At 65.4% G+C, this 26535-nt stretch carries 20 protein-coding genes; 6 read left to right on the top strand and 14 right to left on the bottom strand.

The annotated features are described in order from the left end of the window. The first annotated feature begins 48 nt into the window (after positions 1-48). Complete coding sequence (locus ACN9MU_RS12920) at positions 49-1170, top strand: GNAT family N-acetyltransferase (protein ID WP_426171122.1); 1122 nt, start codon at positions 49-51, stop codon at positions 1168-1170. Here ACN9MU_RS12920 and ACN9MU_RS12915 read toward each other — a convergent pair. The 6 genes from ACN9MU_RS12915 to hemC form a co-directional block, all read right to left on the bottom strand. Further along, on the bottom strand, positions 1167-2744 hold the full coding sequence (locus ACN9MU_RS12915) for an FAD-dependent oxidoreductase (protein ID WP_426337422.1): 1578 nt from the start codon (positions 2742-2744) through the stop codon (positions 1167-1169). The two genes, ACN9MU_RS12920 and ACN9MU_RS12915, sit on opposite strands and share 4 nt — an antisense overlap. A gap of 77 nt (positions 2745-2821) precedes the next feature. After that, the gene (gene ppa / locus ACN9MU_RS12910) at positions 2822-3361 is read right to left on the bottom strand and encodes an inorganic diphosphatase (RefSeq protein ID WP_426171119.1); all 540 of its coding nucleotides are present in this window, start codon (positions 3359-3361) and stop codon (positions 2822-2824) included. An 83-nt stretch (positions 3362-3444) separates the two neighbouring features. Further along, entirely contained in the window at positions 3445-4641 is a 1197-nt protein-coding gene (locus tag ACN9MU_RS12905; RefSeq protein WP_426322772.1) for a heme biosynthesis protein HemY, read from the bottom strand. Continuing rightward, a complete protein-coding gene (locus ACN9MU_RS12900; RefSeq protein WP_426171117.1) occupies positions 4641-5819 on the bottom strand; it encodes a uroporphyrinogen-III C-methyltransferase in 1179 nt (392 codons plus the stop codon). Before ACN9MU_RS12900 ends, ACN9MU_RS12905 begins: the two co-directional genes overlap by 1 nt. Then, entirely contained in the window at positions 5816-6580 is a 765-nt protein-coding gene (locus ACN9MU_RS12895) for a uroporphyrinogen-III synthase (protein WP_426171116.1), read from the bottom strand. Before ACN9MU_RS12895 ends, ACN9MU_RS12900 begins: the two co-directional genes overlap by 4 nt. 100 nt (positions 6581-6680) lie before the next feature. Continuing rightward, positions 6681-7664 carry a hydroxymethylbilane synthase gene (gene hemC / locus ACN9MU_RS12890; RefSeq protein WP_426172183.1) on the bottom strand — a complete coding sequence of 328 codons (984 nt, stop codon included), beginning with the start codon at positions 7662-7664 and terminating at the stop codon, positions 6681-6683. 166 nt (positions 7665-7830) lie between these two features. Here hemC and ppc point away from each other — a divergent pair, with 166 nt between their 5' ends. Beyond that, complete coding sequence (ppc, locus tag ACN9MU_RS12885) at positions 7831-10653, top strand: phosphoenolpyruvate carboxylase (protein WP_426322769.1); 2823 nt, start codon at positions 7831-7833, stop codon at positions 10651-10653. Between the two features lie 44 nt (positions 10654-10697). On the opposite strand, the gene ACN9MU_RS12880 is transcribed toward ppc, so the two are convergent. The 5 genes from ACN9MU_RS12880 to ACN9MU_RS12860 are packed head-to-tail and all read right to left on the bottom strand — an operon-like array spanning position 10698 to position 15323. Beyond that, the gene (locus ACN9MU_RS12880) at positions 10698-11903 is read right to left on the bottom strand and encodes a matrixin family metalloprotease (protein WP_426337421.1); all 1206 of its coding nucleotides are present in this window, start codon (positions 11901-11903) and stop codon (positions 10698-10700) included. A gap of 27 nt (positions 11904-11930) precedes the next feature. Further along, positions 11931-12890 carry a hypothetical protein gene (locus ACN9MU_RS12875; RefSeq protein WP_426322765.1) on the bottom strand — a complete coding sequence of 320 codons (960 nt, stop codon included), beginning with the start codon at positions 12888-12890 and terminating at the stop codon, positions 11931-11933. Between the two features lie 4 nt (positions 12891-12894). Then, on the bottom strand, positions 12895-13245 hold the full coding sequence (locus ACN9MU_RS12870) for a hypothetical protein (protein WP_426322763.1): 351 nt from the start codon (positions 13243-13245) through the stop codon (positions 12895-12897). Positions 13246-13263: 18 nt separating this feature from the next. Next, on the bottom strand, positions 13264-13824 hold the full coding sequence (locus tag ACN9MU_RS12865; RefSeq protein WP_426322761.1) for a hypothetical protein: 561 nt from the start codon (positions 13822-13824) through the stop codon (positions 13264-13266). Next, positions 13821-15323, bottom strand: coding sequence for a hypothetical protein (locus ACN9MU_RS12860; RefSeq protein ID WP_426322759.1), 1503 nt, complete (start codon positions 15321-15323; stop codon positions 13821-13823). The genes ACN9MU_RS12865 and ACN9MU_RS12860 overlap by 4 nt, the downstream gene beginning before the upstream one ends. A gap of 177 nt (positions 15324-15500) precedes the next feature. On the opposite strand from ACN9MU_RS12860, the gene ACN9MU_RS12855 reads away from it, so the two are divergent. Beyond that, entirely contained in the window at positions 15501-16172 is a 672-nt protein-coding gene (locus ACN9MU_RS12855) for a response regulator (RefSeq protein WP_426322757.1), read from the top strand. Here ACN9MU_RS12855 and ACN9MU_RS12850 read toward each other — a convergent pair. Both ACN9MU_RS12850 and ACN9MU_RS12845 read right to left on the bottom strand, forming a co-directional pair. Next, positions 16069-21735: an alkaline phosphatase D family protein gene (locus ACN9MU_RS12850; RefSeq protein WP_426322755.1), complete on the bottom strand. Its 5667-nt coding sequence runs from the start codon at positions 21733-21735 to the stop codon at positions 16069-16071. The genes ACN9MU_RS12855 and ACN9MU_RS12850 overlap by 104 nt on opposite strands. Next, a complete protein-coding gene (locus ACN9MU_RS12845) occupies positions 21719-23485 on the bottom strand; it encodes a hybrid sensor histidine kinase/response regulator (RefSeq protein WP_426322753.1) in 1767 nt (588 codons plus the stop codon). Before ACN9MU_RS12845 ends, ACN9MU_RS12850 begins: the two co-directional genes overlap by 17 nt. 182 nt (positions 23486-23667) lie before the next feature. Here ACN9MU_RS12845 and ACN9MU_RS12840 point away from each other — a divergent pair, with 182 nt between their 5' ends. Continuing rightward, on the top strand, positions 23668-24294 hold the full coding sequence (locus ACN9MU_RS12840) for a head GIN domain-containing protein (RefSeq protein ID WP_426322751.1): 627 nt from the start codon (positions 23668-23670) through the stop codon (positions 24292-24294). Here ACN9MU_RS12840 and ACN9MU_RS12835 read toward each other — a convergent pair. Beyond that, the gene (locus ACN9MU_RS12835) at positions 24278-24949 is read right to left on the bottom strand and encodes a GNAT family N-acetyltransferase (protein WP_426322749.1); all 672 of its coding nucleotides are present in this window, start codon (positions 24947-24949) and stop codon (positions 24278-24280) included. The genes ACN9MU_RS12840 and ACN9MU_RS12835 overlap by 17 nt on opposite strands. Before the next feature lie 10 nt (positions 24950-24959). Here ACN9MU_RS12835 and ACN9MU_RS12830 point away from each other — a divergent pair, with 10 nt between their 5' ends. Both ACN9MU_RS12830 and ACN9MU_RS12825 read left to right on the top strand, forming a co-directional pair. Then, positions 24960-25301, top strand: a complete 342-nt coding sequence (locus ACN9MU_RS12830) for a zinc ribbon domain-containing protein YjdM (RefSeq protein ID WP_426337419.1) — start codon at positions 24960-24962, stop codon at positions 25299-25301. 72 nt (positions 25302-25373) lie between these two features. Continuing rightward, complete coding sequence (locus ACN9MU_RS12825) at positions 25374-26486, top strand: HAF repeat-containing protein (protein ID WP_426322747.1); 1113 nt, start codon at positions 25374-25376, stop codon at positions 26484-26486. The last annotated feature ends 49 nt before the right edge of the window (positions 26487-26535 follow it).

Below are 26535 nucleotides of genomic sequence, written 5' to 3'. Positions count from 1 at the left end.
ACCCCATGGTGTGACACGGGCTCGGCCGTAATTGGCTAGAATGGCCCGATGGAATACCGTACCAGCGTCCTTTCTTCCCTTGCCGATGTCGATCCAGCCGAATGGGATCGGCTGGCGGCGGGCAATCCCTTCCTGTCGCACGCCTTCCTGCATGCCCTGCATGAATCGGGCAGCGCGTGCGCCGATACGGGATGGCAGCCGCAATTCCTGGCCGTCTGGCAGGGCGGCAGCCTGGCCGCTGCCATGCCGCTCTACGTCAAATCCCACTCCTACGGCGAGTATGTTTTTGACTGGGCCTGGGCCGACGCCTACCACCGCAACGGCATCGAGTATTACCCGAAGCTGCTCTCCGCCATCCCGTTTACGCCCGTTACCGGCCCGCGCCTGATGGCGCGCAACGCAGCGGCGCGAAGCGCCTTGCTGGCCTTCCTTTGCGAGCAACAAGGCGCCGCCGGCATGTCCTCTACCCACGTCCTCTACCCGACGGAGGAGGAAGCGGAACACTTGCGCCAGGCGGGCTTCATGCTGCGCACCGGCGTGCAGTTCCACTGGCTGAACCAGGACTACCAGCACTTCGACCAGTTCCTGGATACGCTGGAGCACAAAAAACGCAAGAACATCCGCGCCGAGCGCCGCAAGGTCAGGGAAGCCGGCATCGCCATGCGCCAGCTGCGCGGAGCCGAAACGACCGAGCAAGACTGGCGCTTCTTCCACCGCTGCTACAGCAACACCTACGCCGAGCACCGCTCCTCGCCCTATCTGAACCTGGATTTCTGGCTGCGCCTGGCCCGTACCATGCCGCAAAACCTGCTGCTGGTGCTCGCCGAGCGCGATGGCCAGCCGCTCGCATCCTCGCTGCTCGTCCACACCGGCGACACGCTGTACGGCCGCTATTGGGGCGCGATGGAACACATCCCCTGCCTGCATTTCGAAACCGCCTACTACCAGCCGCTCGAATTCTGCATCGCCAACGGCATCAGGACCTTCGAAGGCGGCGCGCAGGGCGAGCACAAGATGGCGCGCGGCTTCCTGCCGCAGAAAACCTACTCTGCCCACTGGCTGGCCCACCCCGCTTTCAGCGACGCGGTGGAGCGCTTCCTGGAGCGCGAGGCAGGCGGTATCGATGCCTACCTCGATGAACTGAACGAGCACACGCCTTTCCGGCGCTAGCGCGGCGCGCGGTGGCTGCTGCCGTGCTGGCCGGGCACAGGCTGGATGCCGGCTTCGTCATCGTCCAGTTCTTCCGCCGCCAGCGCCGTGTTGGCCGGCCCGTGCAGCACCGCCCCCTCGGCTGAAAAGCGCGAACCGTGGCAAGGGCAATCCCAGGACCTCTCGGCCGGGTTCCAGCTCACTGCACAGCCCAGGTGGGTGCAGGCGGCCGACATGGCATGCAGCCCGCCATCGTCGTCGCGATAGACCGCCAGTTTCCTGGCGCCGCGATTCAGGATGGCGCCCTGCCCCGGCGCAATTTCCACCGCCGACTCCACGTCGCCGCCGCGCAGCCAGCCGCCATACTGCGCCAGCGTATTCACCTGCTCCTGCATGAATTCCTTCATGCCGTGGAAAGGCTTGCGCGCCGGGTCATACAGTTCGGTCCAGGGATTTTCCCGCCCGGCCACAAGGTCGCGCACGATCATCGCCCCAAGCGTGCAGTTGGTCATGCCGGTGCCCGAGTCCCCGCTTATCACGTACACCTGGCTGTCGTCGGCCGGATTGCGGCCCAGGAAGGGCAAGCCGTCTGCTGGCTCCATGACTTCCCCGGACCAGCGCAGGGTTACCGCGCCTGCCATCGGGAAGTGCTGCCGCGTCCATGCCTCGAGCTGCTCATGCCGGTGGCGCGGGTCGCCGTCCTGCCCGACCTTATGATCGCAGCCGCCGACAATCAGCACGTCGTGGCCCGGGCTGGCCCCGCCCGATTCCAGCCGGACGTAGTAATAGGGGTCGCCACTGTCCCATAGCAGCATGCGCGGCAAGGACCCGCGCGGCACCTCGACCCCGATCACGTAGGTACGGTAGCCATTCTGCTTGGTATGCAATACGACGCGGTTGTTGAACGGGGTGTTGGTGGCCACCACCACGGCGTTTGCCACCACGCGCCCGCCGGCCGTGTTCACGTGCAGCTTGTCGCCAACCCGGTCGATGCCGGTGGCGCGGCTGCCGCAGAAAATGCGTCCATCGCGGCGGCGGATGCAGTCGGCAAGCCCGTCCAGGTATTTCAGCGGATGAAATTGCGCCAGTCGGGCGTAACGCACGCAGCTGCCGCTTTCAAACGGCAGGCCAGGCACCTGGGGCAGCAGCTCGGCCTCCAGGCCGGCGCGCGTTGCAGCTTCGCACTCGCGCCGGATTTCATTGGGGTCGCCAGTTGCGGAGTACAGGTAGCCGTCGAGCCGCTCGAATTCGCAGTCCAGTCCTTCGCTGCCCACGATGGACGCCACCTGTTCGATGGCCGCCATCTGGCCAGCGGCAACCAGCCTCGCGTTGACTGAGCCGAAATTTTGCTCTATGCAGTGATACCACTCGTCCGGCGGCATCAGGTGGGCGGTGGTGCGGCCGGTTTCGCCGCTGCCGAGCTGCCGCGCTTCCAGCAGCACCACCCGCCGCCCTTCCAGCGTCAACAGGTAGGCGGTGGTGAGGCCGGCAATGCCGCCTCCAATGATGCAGGCATCGGCCTGCAGTTCGCCGCTCAGTTCCGGCATCGCGGCGACGGGGGCGGTCTTCGCCCAGATCGACAATGATCCTTCCATGTTGCGTCCTCCCTGCAAGGGTGCACGCAACGACTATACAAAAAAAGCGCCCCGCGGGGCGCTTTCTTCGATCAGGCTTATTTGCCTTCCTGCTTGGCGGCTTGTGCAACGCCGTGCATGATTTCCTTCTTGGCTTCTTCAGGACCGTACCAGCCCTCAACCTTGACCCACTTGCCTGGCTCCAGGTCTTTGTAGTGCTCGAAGAAGTGCTGGATCTGCTGCAGGCGCAGGTCCTGCAGGTCTTCAGGCTTCTGCCAGTGCTTGTAGATCGGCAGGATCTTGTCGACCGGAACGGCCAGCACTTTCGCGTCTTCGCCGGATTCGTCGGTCATCTTCAGCACGCCGATAGCGCGGCAACGTACCACCACGCCAGGGATCAGCGGGAACGGGGTGATCACCAGCACGTCGACCGGGTCGCCGTCGTTGGACAGGGTGTTAGGGATGTAGCCGTAGTTGCACGGATAGTGCATGGCGGTGCCCATGAAACGGTCGACAAAGATGGCGCCGGATTCCTTGTCCACTTCGTACTTGATCGGATCCGCGTTCATCGGAATCTCGATAATCACGTTGAAATCGTTCGGCAGGTCTTTGCCGGCCGGTACTTTGTTCAGGCTCATGTTTTCCTCGGATTAATGCATTTTTGGACAGTCTAACCTTGCAATTATAGCGAACTGCGCGCCGCTTGTGCGGCGCAGCAGTCTCACAAAATAGTTGCCAAGGCGCACTGGCGATAGTGGTTCGCCGCTTCTTCGGGCTGGGACAGCGCTTCGTGCAACTGCGCCAGCTTGAGGTGGGACTCGCGTACCATGCGCGATTCGGAGGCATCGGACAGGGCCTGCTCCAGGTAGCGCTGGGCCTTGCCCCACAGTTTCTGCTTCAGGCACAGGGAGCCGAGGGTCAGCGCCAGCTCGGCATCGTTGGGGCGCTCGCGCACCCAGCCTTCGCAGTGTTCGATCTGCACCAGCAGCGCAGCGGAACCAACCGGCGCCGCGGCGTCGCGGTAGGCGCGCAGCACGCGCTCGTCCCAGTTGGCGGCCAGCGATTCTTCGCACACCACGCGCGCTTCGTCATGCAGGCCGCGCGCATTCAGGGCGGTGGCTGCACGGCAGGCGACGTAGGGCTTCAAGCGATCGGCGTTCGGGATGGTGCTCCAGACGCGCTGCAGCGATTCCGCATCGTGCGAGTTATCGGACAGCAGGTCGTCATATGCCAGTTCGCGCAGGCGCGCCGACAGGGCCGGATGCAGGGCCTTGTGCTTGTCCAGCAGGCGCACCAGGCGCAGCACTTCGGGCCAGTTCTTGGCTTGCTGCTCGGCCTTCAGCGACCATTGCAGGGCATGGATATGGCGGGTGCCGCTGGCATTCAGTTCGCGCACGGCTTCCAGCGCCGCTTCCGGCTGGTGGTCGTCGACCAGCAGTTCGGTCACGGTCATCAGGCGCGCGGTTTTCATGCCGTTGTCGCTGGCGATGCGGGCCAGCCACTGGTCGCGGCGGGCTTGCTGGCGCATGCGGTGCGCGGCGCGGGCGCCGATCAGGGCAGCCACGCCGGCGTTTTCCGGCAATTCAGCAGCGCGCAGCGCGGCCTTTTCGGCATGGCCGAAGCGGCCTTCGAACAGGGCTTTCAGTGCGTCGCGCAGGCCCTTGTTGCCGTCGCGTTCACGCTTGTTCTGGCGGTAGGCAGCCACCTTGCGCGGCATGTCGACGGTGGCGTTGAAGGCGCGCACCAGGAAATGCACCAGCAGGAAAGCTGCAACCAGCAGCACCATGAAGAAGTTGAGCGACAGGTCCACGCGGTACGGCGGGTAGAACAGCACCACATTGCCGGGATTGAAGCGCGCCGTCACGGCGATACCGATGGCCGCAGCCATCATTACAACGAGCCAGATAAAGAGACGCATTATGGCTTCGCCTTGTAGTTGCGCACCGCGTTCAGGCTATCGGCCAGCGTCGGCATTTCGATCTGCAGGTTGCTGCCCTGCAGTTGGCGCAGGAGCTGCTGCGCAGTCTTGGTCTGGGCGGTCTTGGTGTCGAAGTAGCGCGCCAGCACTTCTTGCGCGGCCAGCAGGTCGGCGCGGAAGGCGGCTTCGTTACGGGACAGCAGGGCCATGCGCGCGTTCAGCAGGCGCAGTTTCAGGTTCTCGCGCAGGAAATAGGCTTCTTCCGGCGCCAGCATGATGGCGTCCGGTGTTTCGACGCGGCGCACGCGGATCAGGGTCGACACTTCCGACCACATGTCGCTGCTCCAGTCCTGCCACACGGTCTTCAGGCGGTTGCCCCAGCTATCTTCATCTTCTGCCGGTGCGGAAGCAGCTTCCTTGCCGGCTGCGCCCTTCCCTTTGGCCTTGGCCGGCGCTGGGGTGTGCGGCTTGCGCTCCGCAGGCGCCGGCGGCGTTGGCTTGGCGTCCGACAGCATCGGCAGGCCGTCGACCTGGGCGATGACGTTATCCAGGCGCACGGCCAGGCCGACGTTATCGACGTTCGGCAGCGCCTTCAGGCGTTCGATGTCCTTGGCGATGGCGCGGCGGATGGTGATGAATTGCGGCTTGTCGGAACGGGACAGGCTGCGGTCGGCATTTTGCAGCGCGATCAGCGCGCCTGGCACGTTGCCGGCCAATTGCAGCTGCTGGCTGGCAGTGGACAGCACTTGCTCGATTTCAGCCAGCGCCCACTCGTCGCGGTTTTTCGACATGTCCTGGTAAAGCTGTTCCAGCGCGAGCTGCTGCGCCTGCGCTTCCTGCTGGCGGTTTTCCAGCACCCCTACCTTGAGCTGGATTTCCTTGGTCGTCTCCTGGACGTTCTTCGCCAGCTGGCTGGTCTGGCCATTCAGCGAGTCGCCCTGCTGCAGGCGGCGCGCCATCTCTTCACGCAGGCGGAACACCTGGTTCTTCGAGTAGAAGGCTTGCGCTGCCAGCAGGATACCGAGCACCACTACGGCAATGGTCAGCGGCTGGCGCAAGGCATCGCGCTCCTGTGCCGGCGGGGTCGCGGGCGCAGCCTGGGCGGTGTTGGGAGTGTCGACGGCCGGCGCAGTTGGCGTCGTTGGCAAGTTGTCAGTTTGGTTAGGCAAATCGTTCATGGACGTGATTGTAACGCGGCGAGTACCCGTTCGTCGCCTGATCCTGTGAGAGTCACATTCGGGAAGCCCAAATCTCTTGCCGTTTCGGCAATGCGGGGATGGGGGACGATCAGGCGATGATGTTGCAAAGATGCAACGATTGTCAACTTGTTTAATTCCTTTAGCAGCCCGACAAGGCCGCGCAAGGCTTCGGAACTGGTGATGATCCAGTCGGCTGGCGTGGCGGCCAGTTCTGTCAATCGCCCGGCCAGTGCTGGCGTCAGCTGCGGCACGGCGCGCCTGTAGGCCGGCAGCACGGTGACCTCGGCGCCGGCTGCGCGGAAGGAATCGGCCATCAGTTCGCGGCCGGATTCGCCGCGCACGATCAGGACCCTGGCGCCGCGCAGGGCTGGCAGGTCGAGGGCTTGCAGCAGGTGCTCGGTGTCGCTGTGGGCTGGGTCGGCGGGGCTGGAGATCTGGCTGGCGGGGACACCTTGGGCGATCAGCGCCAGGCGGCTGGCCTCGCCCACTACTGCGGCTTGCAGGCCTGGCGGCCATGCGGGGATGTGGGCGAAGGCCGCGTCAATGGCGTTCGGGGACACGAAGGTCACCAGCTGGTAGCTCGCCAGGCTGGCCAGGGCGTCCTGCAATGGCGTTTGGTCTGGCAGCGGGCTGATTTCCAGCAGCGGCAGCACTTCGACCTCGCGGCCGAGGGCGCGGATGCGGCTGGCCAGGGGCTCGGCCTGGGCTATCGGGCGGGTGAGTATGACTGGGCGTGGCATTTAAACCCGGTAAATCTGGGTCAGACGGGACGGCCATCCGGCAAGGGGCTGTCCCTGGTTTGCTGGGCTCGCGGGATCGGCGGACATCCGGGCGGCGCTTTTATACCGATGGGGCGGCGTTGGGGTTCATGGCGTCGGCTTGCTCGGCGGCGCAGACGGCGAGGATGGCTTCGGCGTCCTGTGCGCGCAGTTGTTCCGCAACCTGGGCGCCAAGCGATTCGGCATCGGCGGCGGCGCCATTGATCTCGGCGCGGGCGACGCGGGTGCCGTCCGGCGTAGCGACCATGGCGCGCAGGTGCATCTGGCCGCCATCAACGGTGGCGAAGGCTGCCAACGGTACCTGGCAGGAGCCGCCGAACACTTTCGACACCTTGCGTTCCGCCGTCACGGCCTGCGCGGTCGGCAGGTCGTTCAGCGGCGCCAGGATGGCTTTCAGGTCCAGGCCATCGTTACGCTCGGCGATTTCGATTGCCATCGCGCCCTGCCCTGCGGCCGGCAGCGAATCTTCCGGCGCCAGCAGCGATTTGATGCGCTGCGGCAGGCCGAGGCGTTTCAGGCCGGCGGCGGCCAGGATGATGGCCGCGTAATCGCCGCGATCGAGCTTGCCCAGGCGGGTATCCAGGTTGCCGCGCAAAGGCTTGATCACCAGGTGCGGGTAACGCGCCGAAATCAGGGCCTGGCGGCGCAGGCTGCTGGTGCCGACAATGGCGCCGGCAGGCAGTTCGGCCAGCGAGGAATAGTCGTTCGAAACGAAGGCGTCGCGCGGATCTTCGCGCTCCAGCACCGCCGCCAGCGCGAAGCCTTCCGGCAGTTCCATCGGCACATCCTTCAGCGAATGGACGGCTAGGTCGGCACGGCCTTCTTCCATCGCCACTTCCAGCTCCTTCACGAACAGCCCCTTGCCGCCCACCTTGGACAGGGCGCGATCGAGGATCTGGTCGCCGCGGGTTGTCATGCCCAGGATCTCAATGCTGCACTGCGGATATAATTGAGACAAGCGAGCGCGGACGTGTTCGGCCTGCCACATGGCAAGGCGGCTCTCGCGCGAAGCGATCACCAATTTGGAAGGGAGCTGTTGGGCCATTTCAGGAGTATTCAAGACCAGTTCTTTCGCTGTTGCTAGCGCCAAACCGGCGTTCACCAGTTTATTGCGCATGATTGGGACCACAAATTCTAGCATGCGCGCCCCTATGCAGAGAGCGGGCCACAAGCCTATTGCACGACCATTCTTATCTTTTGACTGATTAACTATGGCAAATCAAGTAAGTGCAACAGACGAAGCAAACCAGAGCGCCGATAAAGACGCGCCATTGAAAGAAGACATCCGCCTGCTGGGCCGCCTGTTGGGCGACGTCCTGCGGGAACAGGAGGGAGAGGAAGTATTCGCCGTCGTAGAAACCATTCGCCAGACCGCTGTCCGCTTCCGCCGTGAAGCCGACGCCGGCGCCGCCAAGGAACTGGACGGCATGCTGAAAATCCTGACACGCGAACAGACCATCACGGTGGTGCGCGCCTTCTCCTACTTCTCCCACCTTGCCAATATTGCGGAAGACCAGCACCACATCCGCCGCCGCCGCGCCCACTTGCTGGCCGGCTCGGCGCCGCAAAAAGGCAGCATCAGCTTTGCTCTCGACAAGCTGAAAGAATCCGGCGTCGAACTGGACACCGTCACCAGCTTCTTCAAGGAAGCCCTGATCAGCCCCGTCCTGACCGCCCACCCGACCGAGGTGCAGCGCAAGTCCATCCTGGACGCGGAACACGATATCGCCCGCCTGCTGGCCCAGCGCGACCTGCCGCTGACGCCGAAGGAGCGCACCGCCAACCTGCACATGCTGCGCGCCCGTATCGCGACGCTGTGGCAGACCCGCATGCTGCGCTACTCCAAGCTGACCGTGGCCGATGAAATCGACAACGCCCTGTCCTACTACCGCATTACCTTCCTGCGCGAACTGCCGGCCCTGTACGACGACATCGAATCCGAGATCGCCGAGCATTACGGCCAGGCCGCGCCGGCCGCCATCGACGGTTCCTACGTCCAGATGGGCAGCTGGATCGGCGGTGACCGCGACGGCAACCCGAACGTCAACGCCGGCACCATGCAGCATGCGCTGGAGCGCCAGGCCACCACCATCCTCGACTTCTACCTCGACGAAACCCACGCGCTGGGCGCCGAGCTGTCGGTGTCGACCCTGATGATCGGCTGCTCGCCCGCACTGCAGGCACTGTCGGATGCCTCCACCGACACGTCCGACCACCGCAGCGACGAGCCTTATCGCCGCGCCCTGATCGGCATGTACGCCCGACTGGCAGCGACCGCCCGCGCACTGGGCGCGACCAATATCCTGCGCAAGGAAGTCGGCCACGCCGCCCCCTACCCGTGTCCGGCCGATTTCTCGGCCGACCTGCAGGTGCTGATCGAGTCGCTGGACGCCAACCACGGTTCCGTGCTGGCCCGCCCGCGCCTGACCACCCTGAAACGCGCCGCCGACATCTTCGGCTTCCACCTGGCGTCGCTGGACATGCGCCAGTCGTCCGACATCCACGAACGCGTGCTGGCGGAGCTGTTCGCCAAGGCCGGCGTGCAGGCCGACTACCCGTCGCTGGATGAGGATGCCAAGGTCAAGCTGCTGCTGGCGGAGTTAGCGCAACCACGCCTGCTGTATTCGCCTTACATCGAGTATTCGGACGAGACCAGCTCCGAGCTGACCATCCTGCGCACCGCGCGCGACATCCGCCAGCGCTACGGCAAGCGCGCCATCCGCAACTACATCATCTCGCACACCGAGACCGTGTCCGACCTGCTGGAAGTGTTCGTGCTGCAGCAGGAGACCGGCCTGCTGCGCCAGGGTGCCGACGGCGAACGCACCTCGGACCTGATGGTGATCCCGCTGTTCGAGACCATCCCCGACCTGCAGCGCGCCGCCGGCATCATGGAAGCGCTGATGGCCGTGCCGATGGTGCAAAAGCTGATCGCCAAGCAGGGACAGATCCAGGAAGTCATGCTGGGCTACTCCGACTCCAACAAGGACGGCGGCTTCATGACGTCCAACTGGGAGCTGTACAAGGCGGAACTGGCGCTGGTGGAAATCTTCGCCAAGGCCGGCGTCAAGCTGCGCCTGTTCCATGGCCGCGGCGGCACTGTCGGCCGCGGCGGCGGTCCAAGCTACGAGGCCATCCTGGCGCAGCCCAAAGGCACCGTCAACGGCCAGTTGCGCCTGACCGAACAGGGCGAGATCATCGCCTCCAAGTTCTCCAACGCCGAAATCGGCCGCCGCAACCTGGAGCTGCTGGTGTGCTCGACCCTGGAAGCGAGCCTGATGCCGCCGCCGGCCGACGCCTGCCACGGCCCGCGCCTGGCCGGATTCGAAAACGCGATGGCGGAAATCTCCGAGCTGGCCTACAAGGCTTACCGCAACCTGGTGTACGAAACCCCGGGCTTCACCGACTACTTCTTCTCGGCCACCCCGATTGCGGAAATCGCGGAACTGAACCTCGGTTCGCGCCCGGCTTCCCGCAAATCGACGCGCCGCATCGAAGACTTGCGCGCCATCCCGTGGGGCTTCAGCTGGGGCCAGTGCCGCCTGCTGCTGCCGGGCTGGTACGGTTTCGGCTCCGCCATCGGCGCCTGGATCGCCGCCGGCAACGAGGAACAACGCAAGGCGCAACTGCGCGACATGTTCCAGCACTGGCCGTTCTTCGCCACCCTGCTGTCGAACATGGACATGGTGCTGGCCAAGACCGACCTGGCAATCGCCTCGCGCTACGCCGAGCTGGTGGCGGACAAGGAGCTGCGTGAACGCATCTTCAAGCGCATCACCGAGGAATACCACCAGACCCTCGACTGCCTGGAGTCGATCACCGGCACCCGCGACCGCCTGGCAGGCAACCCGCTGCTGGCGCGTTCCATCACCAACCGCTTCCCTTACCTCGATCCGCTGAACCACCTGCAGGTGGAGCTGATCAAGCGCCGCCGCGCGCTGGGTAATGAAGAGGACAGGGCCGATCCGCGCGTCAACCGCGGCATCCACCTGTCCATCAACGGCGTCGCCGCCGGCCTGCGCAACACAGGCTAAGTTGATCGCAGCGGGGCAGCCGGCACGGCGGCTGCCCCTTTCCCTCAGCGTTTTTCGATCCTCACCAGCAGCCCTTCCAGGCGCCGGCTTTCACCGCGCGTGCCGAGGAACTGGCCATCGCTGTGCAACGCCGAGTCGCCATGCCCTTCGATATGTGCCATATAACGCACGGTGTACTGGCCGGCGGCTGGACCTGCCAGCCGGATGGCGATTCCTTCCAGCCGGCGCCCCTGGCCGCGCGTTCCCAGGTAACTGCCTTCGGACTGGAACTGCGTGTCGCCATACCCTTCCACATGGCCCATGTATTCGATGCTGAGGCCGGGCACCGGACTGCTGATTTCCAGCTGCATCCCTTCAAGCCGGCGCGACTCCCCGCGCGTGCCGAGGAACTGGTTTTCCACGCCAAGCATGTCGCCATAACCCTCCACGTGCGCGCGCACCCGCATAGCCGGGCCGCGCTTGCCGTACAGGGCCTCGATGCCGGCGACATCATCCGGCTGCAGGGTGCGCAGGCTGACGCCAGGGTAGCTGGGCGCCATGACGCTGGACGGATCGGCGCTGTGGTCCAGGCCAAGCAGGTGCCCGATCTCGTGCAACGCCACGGTTTCCAGGTCGATCATGCCGGACAAGGCCCCCAGCGCCCAGGCTTCGGCCTCGTCGAAATGACACTTGCCGGCATGCGCCCCGCCGCAAGGCGGCGGGTAAAAGGCATGGGCCAATATCCGTCCCACGCCGTCAAAGGCCGAGCCATCGCCATGGTCGCCGGCCTGCCATTCGATGCGCAGGTCTGGGTTGGCTTCGATCGGCACCTCCACAAAATCCACCCACGCCACCTGCTGCCAGGTGCGGAAAGCACTGCGAACCGCTTCCCTTTCCCCGTCCCCCGCGATGTCCGGCGTCGCGTTGGCAAACCCGAAGGTGAGCGAGCGGCGCCGCGACCAGTAACTGCATCCTTTTAACAGGAAGCGCGACTGCAACCCTGGCGGACGCAAATCGGGATTGCCGCAGCGCGGGCGCTCCATCTGGTGCACCGTCGGGTCGTCCAGCAGGCCGGAGTCGTGCAGGCGGTGGTAGGCCTGGAAGCGCTTGACGGCCTGCCGCGTCGCTTCGTCGAACGTGCCGTCCGTCGAGGCCGATTCGCTCAGGTAGCCAAAACGGCGCAGGAACATCTGAACGCGCGGCACGTCTTCATGCCGCTCGCCGATGTCGAGGTCGCGTACTGTCAGCTTGAACTTGGCTGTTTCTTTCATGTCTTCCTCCGGTAGGTATGGGCTGCTTTAAAGGGCGCCGGCCTTGGGCAGGAACTGCTTCGAATCGGGCCTTTGGTCCGGATCGCATTGGCCAGCGCGCGCCCCCCGCTTGCGGGCCGGTTCACAGGCTGGGTCGTACAAGGTGCCTGGCTGCAGTACTTCAACCCACACCGATGCGGTCCGGGCCGGCAGGTTTCCATTGAATAGCTGCCGGACCTGCAGGTAATTCAAGTGCAGGTCAACATCGCTGTCTTCCTCGATTCCGGGTTTGGCCAGCACCCGCAGCGTGCGGTCGGTAACGGGATTGGTGATGCTGAGGCGCTGCCAGGCCAGGGGCGACTTCATGCCCACATAGACGTGGAAGCGCGCCGGCTGTTCCGGCCCGATGTTCGGCACGCCGACCCTGAATTGCTCTCCCATGGGCTCGAACGGTTCTTCGCGCTTGGCCGCCCGGCGGCGCAATTCGGCGAGCGACGGCACGGCCATGATCTTGACCTGCTTGCTCTCCCACTTGCCATAGCGGTCCAGCGCATTTTCCCTGGCATCCAGGCTGACCAGCGTTGTCAGCGCATCCGGCAGTTCGGCATCGGTGATCGGATAGATCTTCTGGCTCTTCAGCGCAGCAATCACGGCCGCCTTGTGCTCTCCCTGCAGCATTTCCCGCACCGTACGCTCGGGATGTTCGCCCCAATAGGCGAATGCCGACAGGCCGATCAGGCACAGCGCCACGATCAGGAAACTAAACCAGGCGAGCTTGAGCCGGGTTTCCTGGCGCGTCAGCGCTGCCATCGCCTGATCGCCATCAGCGCGTCGCATGACGTTGGACAGGGCGCCCAGCAGGACATCGCGCTGGGCCCCGCTGCTGCTGCGCACTTCCTCCGCCATGCGCTGCAACTGGCCTTCGTAGATGCGCGATACCAGGGCAGCCAGGAAGGCAACGAACGTCAGCGGGGAGCTGACGTTGCCGATCGCTTGCCACATGTCCATGATGCTAACCCGCGGCCAGCCCGGGCTTGCCGGTACCGACGGACACAAGATTGAGCAGGTCGGTGGACAGCTTCATCAGGGCCGAGGTCGTCTCGAGCTGCAGGTTCTTGCCGCGTGCGGCATCAGCCACGCGCTTGGTCCCATCGATCACTGCCGGCGACGGCGGCGCCAGGCTCAGCCCCTGGGTCTCGGCCTCGACGATGCGCCCCATCACTTCGCGCCGTGCCGCATCGGCTTTGGTAAAACGGCTGTGCAGCTCCGGCCGGCCGTCGGACTCCATGCGCTTCTTGATTGCGATGCACAAATCAATCAGCAATTGCAGCCAGATGTGGTATTCAATCAGGGTTTCGGACATGGCAACCTCCATTCAAGTTCATTTGGACAGGACCGGTGCCGCGCCCTCGTTGGCGGCAACCGGTGCGGGAACGCCTTCGGCGGCGGCAGGAGCTGGCCCCTGCGTGCGCGCCAGTTCCACGGCGAACTGGCGCAACACGCTGACCCGGTCGGGTTTGCGGGCCGTGCTACCCAACTCCTGCAAGGACAGCTCCGTCGCCTGCAAGGATGCGGTGGGCGGCGCATCGGCGCGCTCATGGAAATGGCCTTGCTGGCCGGCCAGGGCGGCCTCTTGCTGGACACGCTGGTCGGCTGCCTGGCGCAGGTGGTCGAACAACTGCCCCGCCCCGGGATTGCCGGCCGATTGTGCTGCCAGCCGCTCCAGCATGGCCTGGTGCATGTCGCTCGTTAATTTCGCCCAATCCGAGCGCAGGTTGGTCACCCGGCCGCGCCGTGCGGCCTGCTCGTGTTCGTTGAACGCCGCCAGCTCCTCACGCACCGAAGCGAGCAGGTTTCTTCCGTTGTCGATATTGGCCTGGATTGCAGGGGGCGCCGCGCAGGCGCTGAGCAAGCTTGCTCCCAAGATGGCGAGATAATTCATTGTTCTACTCCAATCCATAGCAGGGAAATGGCCTTGACCAGATTCAGCACAAGGTCCGGTTTCTGTCCGTTGGCAGCGAAACGCGCTGCTTCGTCCACGGTGGGTGTAATCAGGCTGCTCCATTCGCCGAAGTTCCCCTCCGCCCGCACCAAGGGGCCTTCGTTCCTGACGGTTTCAGCGGCCGCGAGCAGATCACTTGTAGCGAGGTGGCGCGCGCCGATCGCCGTCTGGTAGTCGATGGCAGATTTCGCGAGCGCGTGGCGATGGGCGGGAAACTTGTCCCACAATTGAGCAAAGCTCAGCTTGCGCTGCGGGCCGTTCAAGCCCGGCAGCGCCCCGCGCGCCGCAAGCAGGGATGCAAATTCCCCATAGGCGGCCAGGCGCGCCTGGTCCAGGTACTCCAGCCGTTGCGCTTGCAGCGCCAGCATCTTGTGTGCCGTGTCGGAGCGGCTGCTGGCAATCGCCTTCGCGATCTGCAAAGAAGGCATGACGTTGGTGCCACGCACTGCGCGTAATTGATGCAGGTCGTTGGCAAGCGCCGGGAACATCCTGGCGGCGCTTTCGAGCTTGCCGTCATCGGCGGCAGGCGCTTTGTCGCCGCTGACGCTGGCGAGGATATCGTCGATCGTGCTAAGGCTGGTCCTGGCCAACGCCTCCTTGCCGGCAGCGGTCTCGAGCTTCTGCAACACGGCGATGGCGTCGTGCAGCGACGCGGCCGACTTCTGCAACTCATCGCCCGGCAGCGGCCGGGCGGCAAATTGTGCTGCGCGCTCGGCGGCAAGCCGGTATTCTTCCTGGGCCAGCTTGAACGCCTGTTCCGCCTGGCGGGCCTGCCCCGCCTCGAACACCAACTGCTTGCGCAAGGCTTGCAGCGCATCCTGTTGCTTCTTCAATTCGCCGCCTGTGCCTGCCAGAGCCTGGTCCAGCCTGGCGGATGCCTCCTGTTCCTGCTGGCAGGAAGCACGCAAGCCTTCAGCCTCCAGCAACAGGCCGAATTCGCGCGCCTTCTCCAGCCTGGCACGCAGCTCGCCCGCCAGCGCGCTGGTACAGTCCGCAGCGAAATGGCGCTCCAGCAGGCTGCGCTGGAAGAACTCCTGGCTCACCCGCTCGATGCCGATCGCGTCCATGATGTTGCGCACTTTCCTGTCAAGCACGGCATAGTCCGCGCTTGCGGGGCCGGCCAGCTCAAGCAGGCGGTGGTCGATATTGGCCGCCAGGCCTTTATCCAAGGGCAGATCAAGCACGGGCTGGAAGCTGCTGTCGCGCTCGAACATCAGCTTGGCTTTGCGGTACTCGCGCGCCTGCACTTCATCCGCGGCACGCACCTTGCGCACGGAGTCGAAGTAGTTTTCCGCCTTGACTTCACCCCACGCTTTCACCACTGCCTGGCCTTGTTTATCGCGCGCTTCGTCATACAGCTGGAATCCCGCACAGCCGTTCAGCAACGCCAGCATGGCGCCTGCCGTAGCGGCCTTTGTGCCTTGCATCAGAATATTCATTTGGGTCTCCTTCCTCGTCGACACTGTTGTTATCGGAACGTGTCCAGTGTAGGAAAGCAGCCCTGCCGGCGCCATTCGCCGGACGGCTAAACCAACAACGTATTCAGCACGGTGGCGCTGTGCTAACCTAGACACTGGGACTAGGCCGAACGGCCAGGATGCTTAAGGAGCCGTGCCATGCGTGTGCTGCTAGTTGACGACCACCCCATGTACCGCCGCGGGCTGATGAGCGCGCTGTCCTCGGTCATGCCCGAGGGCGGCTACGAGGTGCTGGAAGCTGGCGACACCGCCACCGCCCTGGCCTTTGCCGGCGGCCCTGTGGTGGACCTGGTCTTGCTCGATCTTCACCTGCCCGGCTGCACGCCGATCGAGACACTGGAGAGGACGCGCGCGGCCTTTCGCCCCCCATCGCGCGTGGTGGTGCTCACCGGCGATGAAGACATGAAGCTGGCGGTGGACGTGCTGAAGATCACGTCGGACGGACTGATCATGAAATCAGCGGACGAAGAAGAATTGAAAGGCTCGCTCAAGGCGGCAATGTCTGGCGGGGTGGTGATTCCGCGCAAGGTCATGGAGTATCTCGCTGTCGTGGCAACCTCCGCCAGGGCTCCCCGCCCGGCTCCGCCAGCTGGCGACACGGGTTCCCACGGCCTGTCGCCGCGCCAGCTGGAGGTGGCGCGCCAGGTGGCGGCGGGCAAGTCGAACAAGGAAATTGCCCGCGACATGGACCTGGCGATCGCCACCGTCAAGGTTCATCTGACTGGAGCTCGAGGGGTGCTTGGGGCTCGGACAAGGAGCGAACTGGCTGCCCTGATTGCGCGGCTTGGCCTGACCCGCTCGCTACACTGACGCCAGCGCCGCGGTGGAAGCGCAGTTCGGTGCGCCAGCCGCCCCCGCTTGCCGCCACAACGCGCAGCAGGGCAAAGCCGTCGCCCGGGTAAAAACGCGTCCGGACCTGGCAATCGACCTGCAGCCCGCCGCCCGTCTTGAAGCTGAAGTCCTCGTCGCCCGCAAAGTCGGCCTCGCTCGAATTCGCGAAGGGGAACGGCGCGTAGAAGCCGGAGCTATGAATGGAGCGCAGGCGCACCGGCTCGCGTCCAGGACATGACAACGTTACCTGCGCATCGCAGGAGATATGCTCATCGCCCGACAGCAGCACCACGTGCTGGATGCCATTCTCGGCGATATGCCCCAACAGGCGCGTCAAGGATGCGGGATAGCCATCCCAGGCATCGGAGCGCAAGCAATGCGGGCCGCTGATGTCGCGCGCAGCGAGCAGGCGGCGCGGCAGCACCATGGACGGACTGGCGATGAATTTCGGCCGCTCTGGCGGTGCATTGTCAAGCCAATCGAGCAGGCACTGCATCTGTCGCTCGCTCATGATGCGGTCCTGCGCGATGCCGGCGGCGCTGCGCCGGGCGCGTTCGGTGCGCGTATCGGCGACAAACAGTGGAAATCCGCGCGGCTGCGCGGCAAAATCCAGCCACGCTGGCGCGCCAGCGCGCTCCTTGGCCCGCAAATAGCCGCGGAAGGCGTCCCGCCCCGCCTGCATCTGCGGGTCGCCGGCAGCGCCTTCCCAGTTGTCGGCAATTTCATGGTCGTCCAGCATCGCCAGCACGGGCAGGCGGCGCAGGACCCGGCGCACATCCGGATTACCCAGCAACTTCTCGTAGGGCCGCACAAAGCGATCGTCCCTGGCGGTTGGATCGAACAGGCCGGCCGTCGCGTCGCTATAGATCTGGTCGCCCAGCAAGAGCAGGAAGTCAGGCCGCCAGGCATGCTCGCGCAACAGCCTGCCGAGCCGGAAATAGGAGCCATATGCCGGATAGCGATCCAACAGGCCAGCCGGGTACTGGCAGCTGCCGAAGGCGATGCACAGGGCCGGTGCGACCCTGTCGTCGCGCTGGCGGCGCGGCAGGTAGCCGTGGGCGATCGCCGAGCCGGCTTGCAGCGCATCGCCGACTGCGGCGGCGATATCGGCGGCTTGCTGGTTGATAAAGGCTTGCATGCGGACCCGTGCCGACTCGTCCGCCGTCAGTCCCGCCTCAGCCTTGCCGGCGATGAACTTCATGTCGCGCACCGAGGGCTCGTGGTAGATCTCGCGATCCGCGTGCGCCTGCGCCCCCAGGTCGTACACCACCAGCACCAGCCAGCCCGTAGCGCCGGCGGGCGGCGGCGGTATATCCAGCCGCAGCCAGCCTTCGCATTCGGCCGGGGTTGGACGGAACTGGATGTGGCTCGCCAGCGGCGCGTGCGACGCCTGCAGGCGCTGCCCCCTTTCCACCACCGGCACCAGCGCAATCATGGCCGCGCCATTTTGTTGCGGATCGATGCCGAGCCCAATCTTCCAGCGCACCGCCTCGTCAAGGCTGCTGCGCAAGGGGCCTGCAACCGGGGGCGCCACGCGCCAGCGCCGCATGGCCGGCAGCGGTGCCGCGCATTGCGGCTGCGCCATGAAGGCGGCCACCCGCCCGAACACCTCGCCGGCGGCGCGCTTCCCGATCAGGCAGTCCTGGTGGCCGAAATCGTGCAGGATCACCGGCGTCAGCCGGACCGGCGTGCCGCACAACTGGCGCTGCAACAAGGCGGCTGCCGCATGATCGGACACCCCGCTCTGGTCGCTGAACAGTGCCAGGGTGGGGAAGGTCCAGCGCGTGGCCAGCGTTCCCTGCGCGACATAGACATTGCGTCCGGCGCGGTTGGCGATGCGCTGCAGCCGCGCGATATGGATGGTCTGGGCCAGGGTCTCGGTATTCAGCGGCCCGAAGAAGTCGTCGATATGCTTGAGGATGGCGGAACTGAGCTGCGGCAGGTTGAAGTCTCGCCCATACAAGGCGTCCATGCGATGCCGGGTGCGCACGAAGCTTGCGTTGCGCCACGGCCCGAGCGGGTTTTCGATGCGGAACTCCTCGTCCGGATACGGCAAGGTCGCCAGCAGCCGGTCAATCAGTTCGTCAAGCAAGGTCGCCTCGCGCTCCAGCCGGTACTCGTAGCGGTCCAGCGGCAGCATGCGGCGCAGGTAGCCCATCAGGTAGCCGCGCAGGCGGTTGTCGCGGCTGAACTTCACCACCGGTCCCAGCTGTGATAGCACGAGGCTGCGGATCATTCCCGGCAGCGCCTGCCGCTCTTGCTGGAAACGCGCGCCAGGCTCGGGCAGCGCCAGCACCGCCATGCTGGTCATTACCGCCCCGATGCAGTGCGCGAACACGTCAACCGTGCCGTGCACGCTGCTGCGCGCCACATGCGCCACCACGGCCGGAATATCGGCCAGCGCCACATCTTCCAGTGTCCAGGGGTGGCGCGCGCTGGGCAAACCACTGCTAGTCCGCAGGTCGGCCACCCATACATCGCGGCCGCGCTGCCACAAGTACTTGGCCAGCCCCGGGCGCAGCAAATGATGGGCATAGGTGGTGCCGCTGGCACTGTAGCCGTGTATCAGCAGCACGGGCGGCAGCGTCCCCTGGTCGACGTGGCCCATGTAACGGGTCAGGCGCGCCACCACGGGGGTGCCGTCGGGCAGGCGGTCGACTTCAAGCTCGGTCACCTCGGGTGCCGGCCGGAACCAGCCCGGCAGCTTGCCAGGCAGGCGCCGCGGCGCACGCGGCGCGGAATCGTCCGGCTTGCGGAAGCTCCACACGTGGACGCTCAGGAACAGGCGCAGGAAATAGCCGGCCAGTCCGGCGCAATCGGCCAGTGCCGACACCTGGTCCTGCTGGCGGAGGATGCGTAGCAGCGGCTGCTGCTTCCATACCAGGAAGCCGGTGTCGAGTTCGAGCCGGGCCGGGCTGCCGGCGCGCAGGCCGGGAAACTGCTCGAGCTGCAGCCGGGTCAACTGGTGCCAGGGGTTGGCGGCACGCGCATAGGTCAGGCGTTTGCGGCCAACGATCGGCTGGCCCTCCACCTCCAGCCCGGCAAGCGCCTCAGCGGGCGGGACCACCAGCTCGCGCACCTGCAGCACGTACTCCAGCAGGCGCACCTCGCCGGCCCGCGAGGCCAGGTTCCAGGCCGACCGGATGCGCCGGCCGCCATTGGCAAACAACAGGGCGGGTTCGTGCCGCCACTCCCCCCTGCGCACCGTCTGCCACAATACCTGGCAGGCGTCGCGCAGGCCCCGGTTCAGGAACCAGGCGGGCAGCGCTGCCCAGCGGCGCCCGCCTGCCGTGCCCGGCTCGCGATGGAACAGGCGCAACTCGCCTTCCACCCTGGCTTTCAGCAAGATGGGCGGCTTGGGATGGCTGGGGTCATCGCGCTTCGGGCTCCACGCCTGCCAGGCATCCCAGTCATACAGCGTGAGCCAGCTTTCCCCAGGCCGGGTGAGCATGCGGCGCTGCAGCGGCACGGCGCCGCCGTCCGCCGGCAAGACCAGCCGCGCCAGGTCCTGCCGTTCGTAAGCGATCGTCAGTTCGACAAAAAACTGGCGCGGACCGGCTGCGGTATCGAGCCAGCTTGGGCCGCACAGCCGTTCGCGCAGGTCGACCATGGTGGGCGCTGCGCTGCGCGCCTGTGCGCTGGGCGCCAGCTGGAAGCGCGGGCGCTCCTGCGGCAGGCCGACCAGGCCGGCCTCAGGCGGCCTGGCCAGTTTCCACTCTTTGCGCAGCGCCTCAATCGCCCGTTCGGCCAGCGCCGCAATGGTCAGCGCCGGGTTGATGCCAAGCGCGCGCGGCACGATGGAACCGTCCAGCACTACCAGTCCTGGATGAAATGACTCCTGGCCCCGTTTGCGGCGCATGAACACGCGGCCGCAATCGTCCACCACGCCATGCTCGCTGTCGTGCGCCATCCGGCAGCCGCCTAAAGGATGCACGGTCAAGGGAGGACCGCGCCGCCCCGACAGCAGGAATTCCATGGAATCGGGCAGGGTCTTCCAGAGCGGGTTGGCAAGCAGGCGCGGCGGTTCGCCCTGTCCGTCCGGCGCCAGGCCGGCGCAAGCGGCGGCCAGCGCCGCCATCTGGCCCTGGAACAGTTCGCTGTTCCGCAAGCCCGGCCAGCGTACCCGCAAGCTGCCTTCGTTCTCATCGTCGGCGATGGCCAACTCCAGCGCGCCGGCGGCCCCATCATCGCCCATGATCGCCAGGATGCTGCTGCGCTCGATCGCCCCGGCATCGACTGCGCAGGGATCGCCCTGGCTGCCATCGTTGCCGTGTTCACTCTCGTCCGCATAGGCCAGCGCATCGAGGGTATGGGTGGTGGCCAGTACTTCTTCCAGCACGCGCCGCAGCGGCGCCGGAATTCCCAGCTCTTCGACCACGAAGCCCGGCTGCCCATCCTGCGCCGGCACATCGACAATGCCGGTGATGGTAGGGCCAACCCTGCGCGCGCCCGCAGCCGTGTTTTCATCATCGGTCGGATGCGCCGGGGCTTGCTGCCCGTAGACAGCGGCGATCATGTCGCCATTGCTCGAGAAGCCGCATCCCAGCTGACCGGAAAACTGCAGGTCAGCAGTCTGGGAGCGCAACAGGATCTCGGTCGAACCCAGCGCACCGGCAGCGAGAATAAGCTTGCCGGCCCTCAGCACCAGCGGCTGCGGCTGCCGTTCGCGCAAGCCGGGGTCGGTATACGTCAGGTGCAGCAGCCAGCAACCGGCGGCCCGGTCGTGTTCGAACCGCAGCACCGTGGCGCCGGTATACAGTTCGGCGCCATGGCGCCAGGCGTCTACCAGCAAGTTGGTGTCGAGCGATTCCTTGGCGTTGAAGTTGCAGCCGGTAACGCAGTCGCCGCACTGAACGCAACGGTCAAGCCGCACCTGTGCGCTGCTGTCGCGGGCTTCGAGCGCCACGCTGATACGGGCCTGGCGCAGCTTGCCCCCTTTGACTTGCCGCCCCAGCTGCTCCAGCGCCATCAATTTGGCCGGAGCGGCAATACCGTGCGCTTGCAAGGTGCCGCCATCAACGGCAATCAGCCTGGCGCGCGCGCTGGCGAAATGGGTTGCCAGCCCGGGCGCCGCCTGTTCCAGCGCCGCCACCACCTCGGCCGCAGGTTCTTCCAGCACACCGGCGTTGATCAGCGAACCGCCGCCCAGGCCATTGGCCAGCAGCACATTGGCATCGCCAGCCAGGCGCAAATCGAACAAGCCCTCGCGCTGGCCGCGTACCTGGCCGCCCGGGGTGCTGAAGCGCAGGTGTCCAGGCAATTCTGCCAGCCGGCTGGGGAAGGCGCCCGGCAGGTATTCCCTGCCCCGTTCCAGCACGCAGACCGAGAGCGGCTGTCCCGACTCCTCGCCACGGCAGCCGGCCAGCCCGGCTGCCGCCACTGCGCCGCCGTAGCCGCTGCCGACGATAACGACATCATAGTCCGGCGCTGGCTCCGCGCCGCGCAGCGCCAGCTTCGCGGCCAGGCTCTCCAGGCCGTGCGACAGCCAGTTGCGATGGCGCTGCGTGCTGCCAGCGTCCGGCTCCCTATTGCATGTATCCATGATGTACCCCTTTCGGTGACTGTTCCAGTTGCGCTACCGCCGCCAGCAAGGCGGCCAGCGGAACCGGCTTGTGCAGCAAAGGCAGGCCGGCACTGCGCGCTTCGCGCAGCCGGTTGGGGGCGGTATCGCCACTGACCAGGATGACCGGCAAACCGGGATAGAGCTCGCGCAGCGACTGGACTGCCAGCAGGCCGCTGTCCTGCCCACGCAGGCGGAAATCGACCAGGGCGAGGTCGGGCCGGTCCAGCGCGGCCAGCGCGACGGCCTGCGCCGTGCCATCGGCCAGGCTGACCCGCGCGCCCAGCTCCACCAGCAGCGCCTGCATTCCGCTGCGCACTGCCAATTCGTCGTCGACCACCAGCACCTGGCGCCCGGCGAGCGAACCGGCCACACTCGACTGTGCAGTGACTGGCGCCGGCGCCGCCTGCGCCAGCGGCAGTATCACGTAAAATGCGGTGCCCACGCCCTCGCGCGACACCATTTCCAGCCGCAGCGCCAGCAGCTTTGCCAGCCGCGCCACAATCGACAGGCCGAGGCCGAGGCCATTGGCACGGTCCCGTTCCGGATTGTCCAGTTGATAGAACTCTTCGAACACCCGTCCCTGCTCATCGACCGGAATGCCGCAACCGCTGTCCTCGACGATCACGACAGCCAGGCCGCCCTGCGCCAGCAACTCAAGCTGCACACCGCCTTCCGCCGTGTACTTGATGGCGTTATCCACCAGGTTGCAGAGCACACGCCCCAGCAAGACCGGGTCGGTATCGACTACTGCCTCGCCAACGCTGTGAAAGCCGAGGGCGAGCCCACGGCTTTGCGCGATTGGCGCAAACTCGTCGTGCACGCGATGCAACAGGGCGGGCAGGCGCACCGGCACCACGCTGGCCAGTACCACGCCGGCGTCGAGCTTAGAAACATCGAGCAGCGCGTCGAGCTGGGCGGTCAGGCTGCCAAGGGCGGCTTGCATGTGGCCGGAGATCTCCCGGCTTGCTTCGTCCAGCGGACGCATCGCCAAGGCAGCGGCGAACAGCGATAAGGTATGGATTGGCTGGCGCAGGTCATGGCTGGCCGAAGCCAGGAAGCGCGTCTTGGCCTGGTTCGCCTGCTCTGCTCTTGCCAGCGCATCCGTCAGTTCCCGGTTCAGGCGCACCTGTTGCAGCCGGATCTCGAACGATTCGCGGAACAGGCGATAGGAATCACCTGCAATGGCGGTCAGGAGCGTCGCCAGCACGGCAAGAATCAGGGCTGCCGCGCCAGGGGTCCAGCCCGAATGCCCGGTGCGCTGCCCGCCAGCCCACAGCAGCACCAGCGGCGCGAATATCGGCAGGATGTAGGCCACGAAAACCGGGCGATAGCCTGCGGTGGTCGCGATGGCGCCGGTGCATAAGCCAACCAGCAACAACGTCAGGATGACCCGCTCCAACTCTGGCAGGCTGCCGAAAAACAGCAGCGATAGCGCATGCGCCAGCCCGTTCAAGCCGCTCAGGCAAATTGCAATCTGCAAGCGTCGCGCGCCGGACAGGCCATGCATGGCGGGCAGCCGTCCCAATGCAATGCGCCGCACCACCAGCATCAGACAAACCACGCCGACCCAGGCTACCACCAGCGCATCGGCCACATGGCCATGCACCAGCATGGCCAGCATGAGCGCAGCAACAAATACCGGCACAGGCATCCTGCGGCCCTGGCGAGCGAAGAACAGGAGCAACTCCTGGTCGATATTGTCGGCGGCGGCTGGCGTGACCGTGGTCATGGGGTATCCGGCAGTTGAAGGCTGGTCCGATCCAGAATAACCAGCCTGTCTTCATGCGCCAACTGGCCAGATGGCTAATTCACCCGAAAAGCCTCACGGAAATCCGCGTGCAAGCTGGTGCATTGCCAGTTAAACTTGCGCGGCAACGAAGTAGGCGTCCATTCACCCAGGAGCTGTTTACAATGTATCGAACCCTCGTCTTTTCCGCCCTGCTGCTATCTGCCTCGGCGCAGGCTGCGGACCAGGCTCGCAAGCTTGACAATTTCTATGGCATCAACGTCAAAGGCCCGATCAACGTCTACGTTGACGTCGGCAAGGAACAGTCGGTCAAGATCAGCGGCCGCAAGGAATACATCGACAAGGTCAGCATCGTCGTGGAAGGCGGCGTGCTGCGCGTCGTCTACGAAAATACCAACAAGGCCCCGGTCGACGTCAAAGAAGGCGACAAGATCACCGTCACCGTGCCGGCGCTGACCAGCTATCGCGTGCTGGGCGCCGGCGAATCGCGCGTCACCAACATCAACGGCGAACGGATCGACATCAGCTTCGAAGGCGCCGGCGCGCTCTACGCCAGCGGCAAGGTCAAGCTGCTGCGCATGAAAGGCCAGGGGGTTGGCCAGGCCAACCTCAAGGACCTGAAAGCCGAACGCGCCGACGTGAACTTCACCGGCATGGGAGACATCAGCCTCTACGCCAGCGACACCCTGAACCTGATTGTGGAAGGCATGGGCAACTTCACCTATTACGGCAACCCGAAACACATCAACAAGTCGGCCAAGGGCATCGGCAACGTCAGTCCGGGCAAATAAGCCGTGCGTGCGCCAGCTCGCGGGTTGGCACGTATCCCATTGAGCGGTACAAGGCCTGGGCGCGGGCATTGGCCGCTCCCACGTGCAGCATGGGGCGCACGCCCTGCTGCTGCATGCCGTGCATGATGAATTCCACCAGCTTGCGCGCGTAGCCGCGCCCCGTGAATTCAGGGTGGGTGCAGACGGCGCTCACTTCGCGCAGGTGGCCAAGATCCATGCGCTCGCCGCTGAGCGCCACCAGCCGGCCGCCATCGTCGTGGATGCCGGCGTACCTGCCCATTTCGCCGGTGCGCGGCCGGAAGTAGCCGGGGAAGGCGAGATTGGTCAGCTCCACCATCGCGGGATCGTCTGCCGCCAACACGCGGATCGCCCCGGCATCCGGTGCCGCGACCGGCCCGCCTTGGTACACCATTTGCAGGACGCCCGATAGCGGCTGCAGCGACCAGCCCCGCGGCAGTTCCGGCATGGCGCCGAGGAAGTAGTAGCCGGCGCCCACGCCTTCCAGGTCGGCCGCAGGCAAGGCCACGCCGGCCTCGGGCACCGCCATGAACGGCGCCACCTCGGCCGGATAGCGGCGGGCCGCGCCTGCCGGAATGCTAAAATGTTGCTGTGCGCCATACAGCGCAGCCCAGATCGGGTTTTCCAATTCCTGCATGTGAGTTCCAATGTCCAATTTCCCAGCCTGCCCAAAATGCCAGTCCGAGTATACCTACGAAGACGGCGAAAACTATGTTTGCCCTGAATGCGCCCACGAGTGGCCAATGCAGGCCGCTGAAGCAGCCGGCGAATCCGCACGTGTCTACAAGGATGCCGCCGGCAATCTCCTGCAAGATGGCGACACTGTCACCGTCATCAAGGACCTGAAGCCAAAAGGCTCCGGCGGCGTGATCAAGCAAGGCACCAAGGTAAAGAACATCCGCCTGGTCGACAGCGACCACGATATCGACTGCAAGATCGACGGCTTCGGCGCCATGAGCCTGAAATCGGAGTTCGTTCGCAAAGTGTGACAATTTGCGAATATTTATTCGCAAGATTCCCGTATAGTCTCCGGAATAATTCCCATTTACCGGAGACTGCCTATGAAGCCTGCCACGCTTGCCCTGGCCATCGCACTGGCCCTGCCCTTCACCACTACCCACGCCGCCGGCCCGATGGGGGAACGAAAAGCAGAGTCCAGCACCATGACAGGCATTAACGCAGCAGGCGAATGGGTTGGCGAAATCAAGGACGAAGACGGCCGCCGCCGCGCAGTGCTGATGTCGCAAGGCCGTCATATCGAGATCGGCACCCTCGGCGGCACCGACAGCACCGCCAACGCCATCAACAACCAGGGCGTGGTCACCGGCGGCGCCCTGACCGCCAACAATGCCTGGCATGCCTTCCGCTACGAGGAGTCGCTGGGCATGCGCGACCTCGGCACCTTGGGCGGCAGCAGCAGCGTCGGCACCGCACTCAATGAATCCGGCCACATCGTCGGCTACGCCGACACCGCCGACGGCAACTACCACGCCTTTGTCGATACCGGCATTGCCATGCTGGACCTGGGCACCTTCGGAGGCAAGAACAGCTACGCCACCGGCATCAACATCAATGGCTATGTGGTCGGCGCCGCGCAGCTGCCGAACGGCTACCGCCGCGCCTTCCTGTACAAGCCGGGTAGCGGCATGATCGAGCTGCCGACGCTGGGCGGCCGCGTCAGCGTGGCAACCGGCGTCAACGACCACGGCGTGGTGGTCGGCGCCTCCGAAATGGAGGATCGCAGCTGGCACGCCTTCATGTACGAAAACGGCCGCATGATCGACCTGGGCGCGATGATCGCGCACGGCTCCAGCTTCGCCAACGGCATCAACAACCACGGCGACATCGTCGGCACCGTGCGCATGAAAGACCACGACGCGCCGCATACCTTCATCTACAAGGGCGGCCGGATGCAGGTGCGCTCCGGTTATGAGAGCCTGTACCTGACGCGCGACATCACGGAAGACGGCACGGTGATTGGCTCCAGCTACACCGGCCACGTGCTGAAGTCCGGCGCGGTGGATTCGGCCCGCCCCGACCATGGCCTGAAGCCGGTCGACTGGCTCACGCTCGGCTTCCTGGCCGTTATCGCCGCAATAGCAGGCTTCAAGGTCCGCGAACACCTCCGCAAAGGCTTTGATTTCGGCAAACGCCTGATGCTTTCTATCGCATAGAACTTGCTTGAGGAGGGAGCAGCGGCTCCCATCCTCGCTTAATCGCAGT

Source organism: Pseudoduganella sp. R-32 (assembly GCF_049913245.1).
GTDB lineage: Bacteria > Pseudomonadota > Gammaproteobacteria > Burkholderiales > Burkholderiaceae_D > Rugamonas.
Note: the sequence above shows the minus strand (reverse complement) of the source record. Positions and strands in the feature narration are given on the sequence as shown.

Excerpts from the sequence above, each read along its gene's own strand:
- ACN9MU_RS12825 (WP_426322747.1), top strand. The coding sequence starts at position 25,374 with ATGAAGCCTGCCACGCTTGCCCTGGCCATCGCACTGGCCCTGCCCTTC.
- ACN9MU_RS12905 (WP_426322772.1), bottom strand. The coding sequence starts at position 4,641 with ATGCGTCTCTTTATCTGGCTCGTTGTAATGATGGCTGCGGCCATCGGT.
- ACN9MU_RS12920 (WP_426171122.1), top strand. The coding sequence starts at position 49 with ATGGAATACCGTACCAGCGTCCTTTCTTCCCTTGCCGATGTCGATCCA.
- ACN9MU_RS12850 (WP_426322755.1), bottom strand. The coding sequence starts at position 21,735 with ATGGATACATGCAATAGGGAGCCGGACGCTGGCAGCACGCAGCGCCAT.
- ACN9MU_RS12895 (WP_426171116.1), bottom strand. The coding sequence starts at position 6,580 with ATGCCACGCCCAGTCATACTCACCCGCCCGATAGCCCAGGCCGAGCCC.
- ACN9MU_RS12915 (WP_426337422.1), bottom strand. The coding sequence starts at position 2,744 with ATGGAAGGATCATTGTCGATCTGGGCGAAGACCGCCCCCGTCGCCGCG.
- ACN9MU_RS12870 (WP_426322763.1), bottom strand. The coding sequence starts at position 13,245 with ATGTCCGAAACCCTGATTGAATACCACATCTGGCTGCAATTGCTGATT.
- ACN9MU_RS12875 (WP_426322765.1), bottom strand. The coding sequence starts at position 12,890 with ATGGACATGTGGCAAGCGATCGGCAACGTCAGCTCCCCGCTGACGTTC.
- ACN9MU_RS12835 (WP_426322749.1), bottom strand. The coding sequence starts at position 24,949 with ATGCAGGAATTGGAAAACCCGATCTGGGCTGCGCTGTATGGCGCACAG.
- ACN9MU_RS12860 (WP_426322759.1), bottom strand. The coding sequence starts at position 15,323 with ATGAATATTCTGATGCAAGGCACAAAGGCCGCTACGGCAGGCGCCATG.
- ACN9MU_RS12880 (WP_426337421.1), bottom strand. The coding sequence starts at position 11,903 with ATGAAAGAAACAGCCAAGTTCAAGCTGACAGTACGCGACCTCGACATC.
- ppc (WP_426322769.1), top strand. The coding sequence starts at position 7,831 with ATGGCAAATCAAGTAAGTGCAACAGACGAAGCAAACCAGAGCGCCGAT.
- hemC (WP_426172183.1), bottom strand. The coding sequence starts at position 7,664 with ATGGCCCAACAGCTCCCTTCCAAATTGGTGATCGCTTCGCGCGAGAGC.
- ACN9MU_RS12830 (WP_426337419.1), top strand. The coding sequence starts at position 24,960 with ATGTCCAATTTCCCAGCCTGCCCAAAATGCCAGTCCGAGTATACCTAC.
- ACN9MU_RS12840 (WP_426322751.1), top strand. The coding sequence starts at position 23,668 with ATGTATCGAACCCTCGTCTTTTCCGCCCTGCTGCTATCTGCCTCGGCG.
- ppa (WP_426171119.1), bottom strand. The coding sequence starts at position 3,361 with ATGAGCCTGAACAAAGTACCGGCCGGCAAAGACCTGCCGAACGATTTC.
- ACN9MU_RS12845 (WP_426322753.1), bottom strand. The coding sequence starts at position 23,485 with ATGACCACGGTCACGCCAGCCGCCGCCGACAATATCGACCAGGAGTTG.
- ACN9MU_RS12900 (WP_426171117.1), bottom strand. The coding sequence starts at position 5,819 with ATGAACGATTTGCCTAACCAAACTGACAACTTGCCAACGACGCCAACT.
- ACN9MU_RS12865 (WP_426322761.1), bottom strand. The coding sequence starts at position 13,824 with ATGAATTATCTCGCCATCTTGGGAGCAAGCTTGCTCAGCGCCTGCGCG.
- ACN9MU_RS12855 (WP_426322757.1), top strand. The coding sequence starts at position 15,501 with ATGCGTGTGCTGCTAGTTGACGACCACCCCATGTACCGCCGCGGGCTG.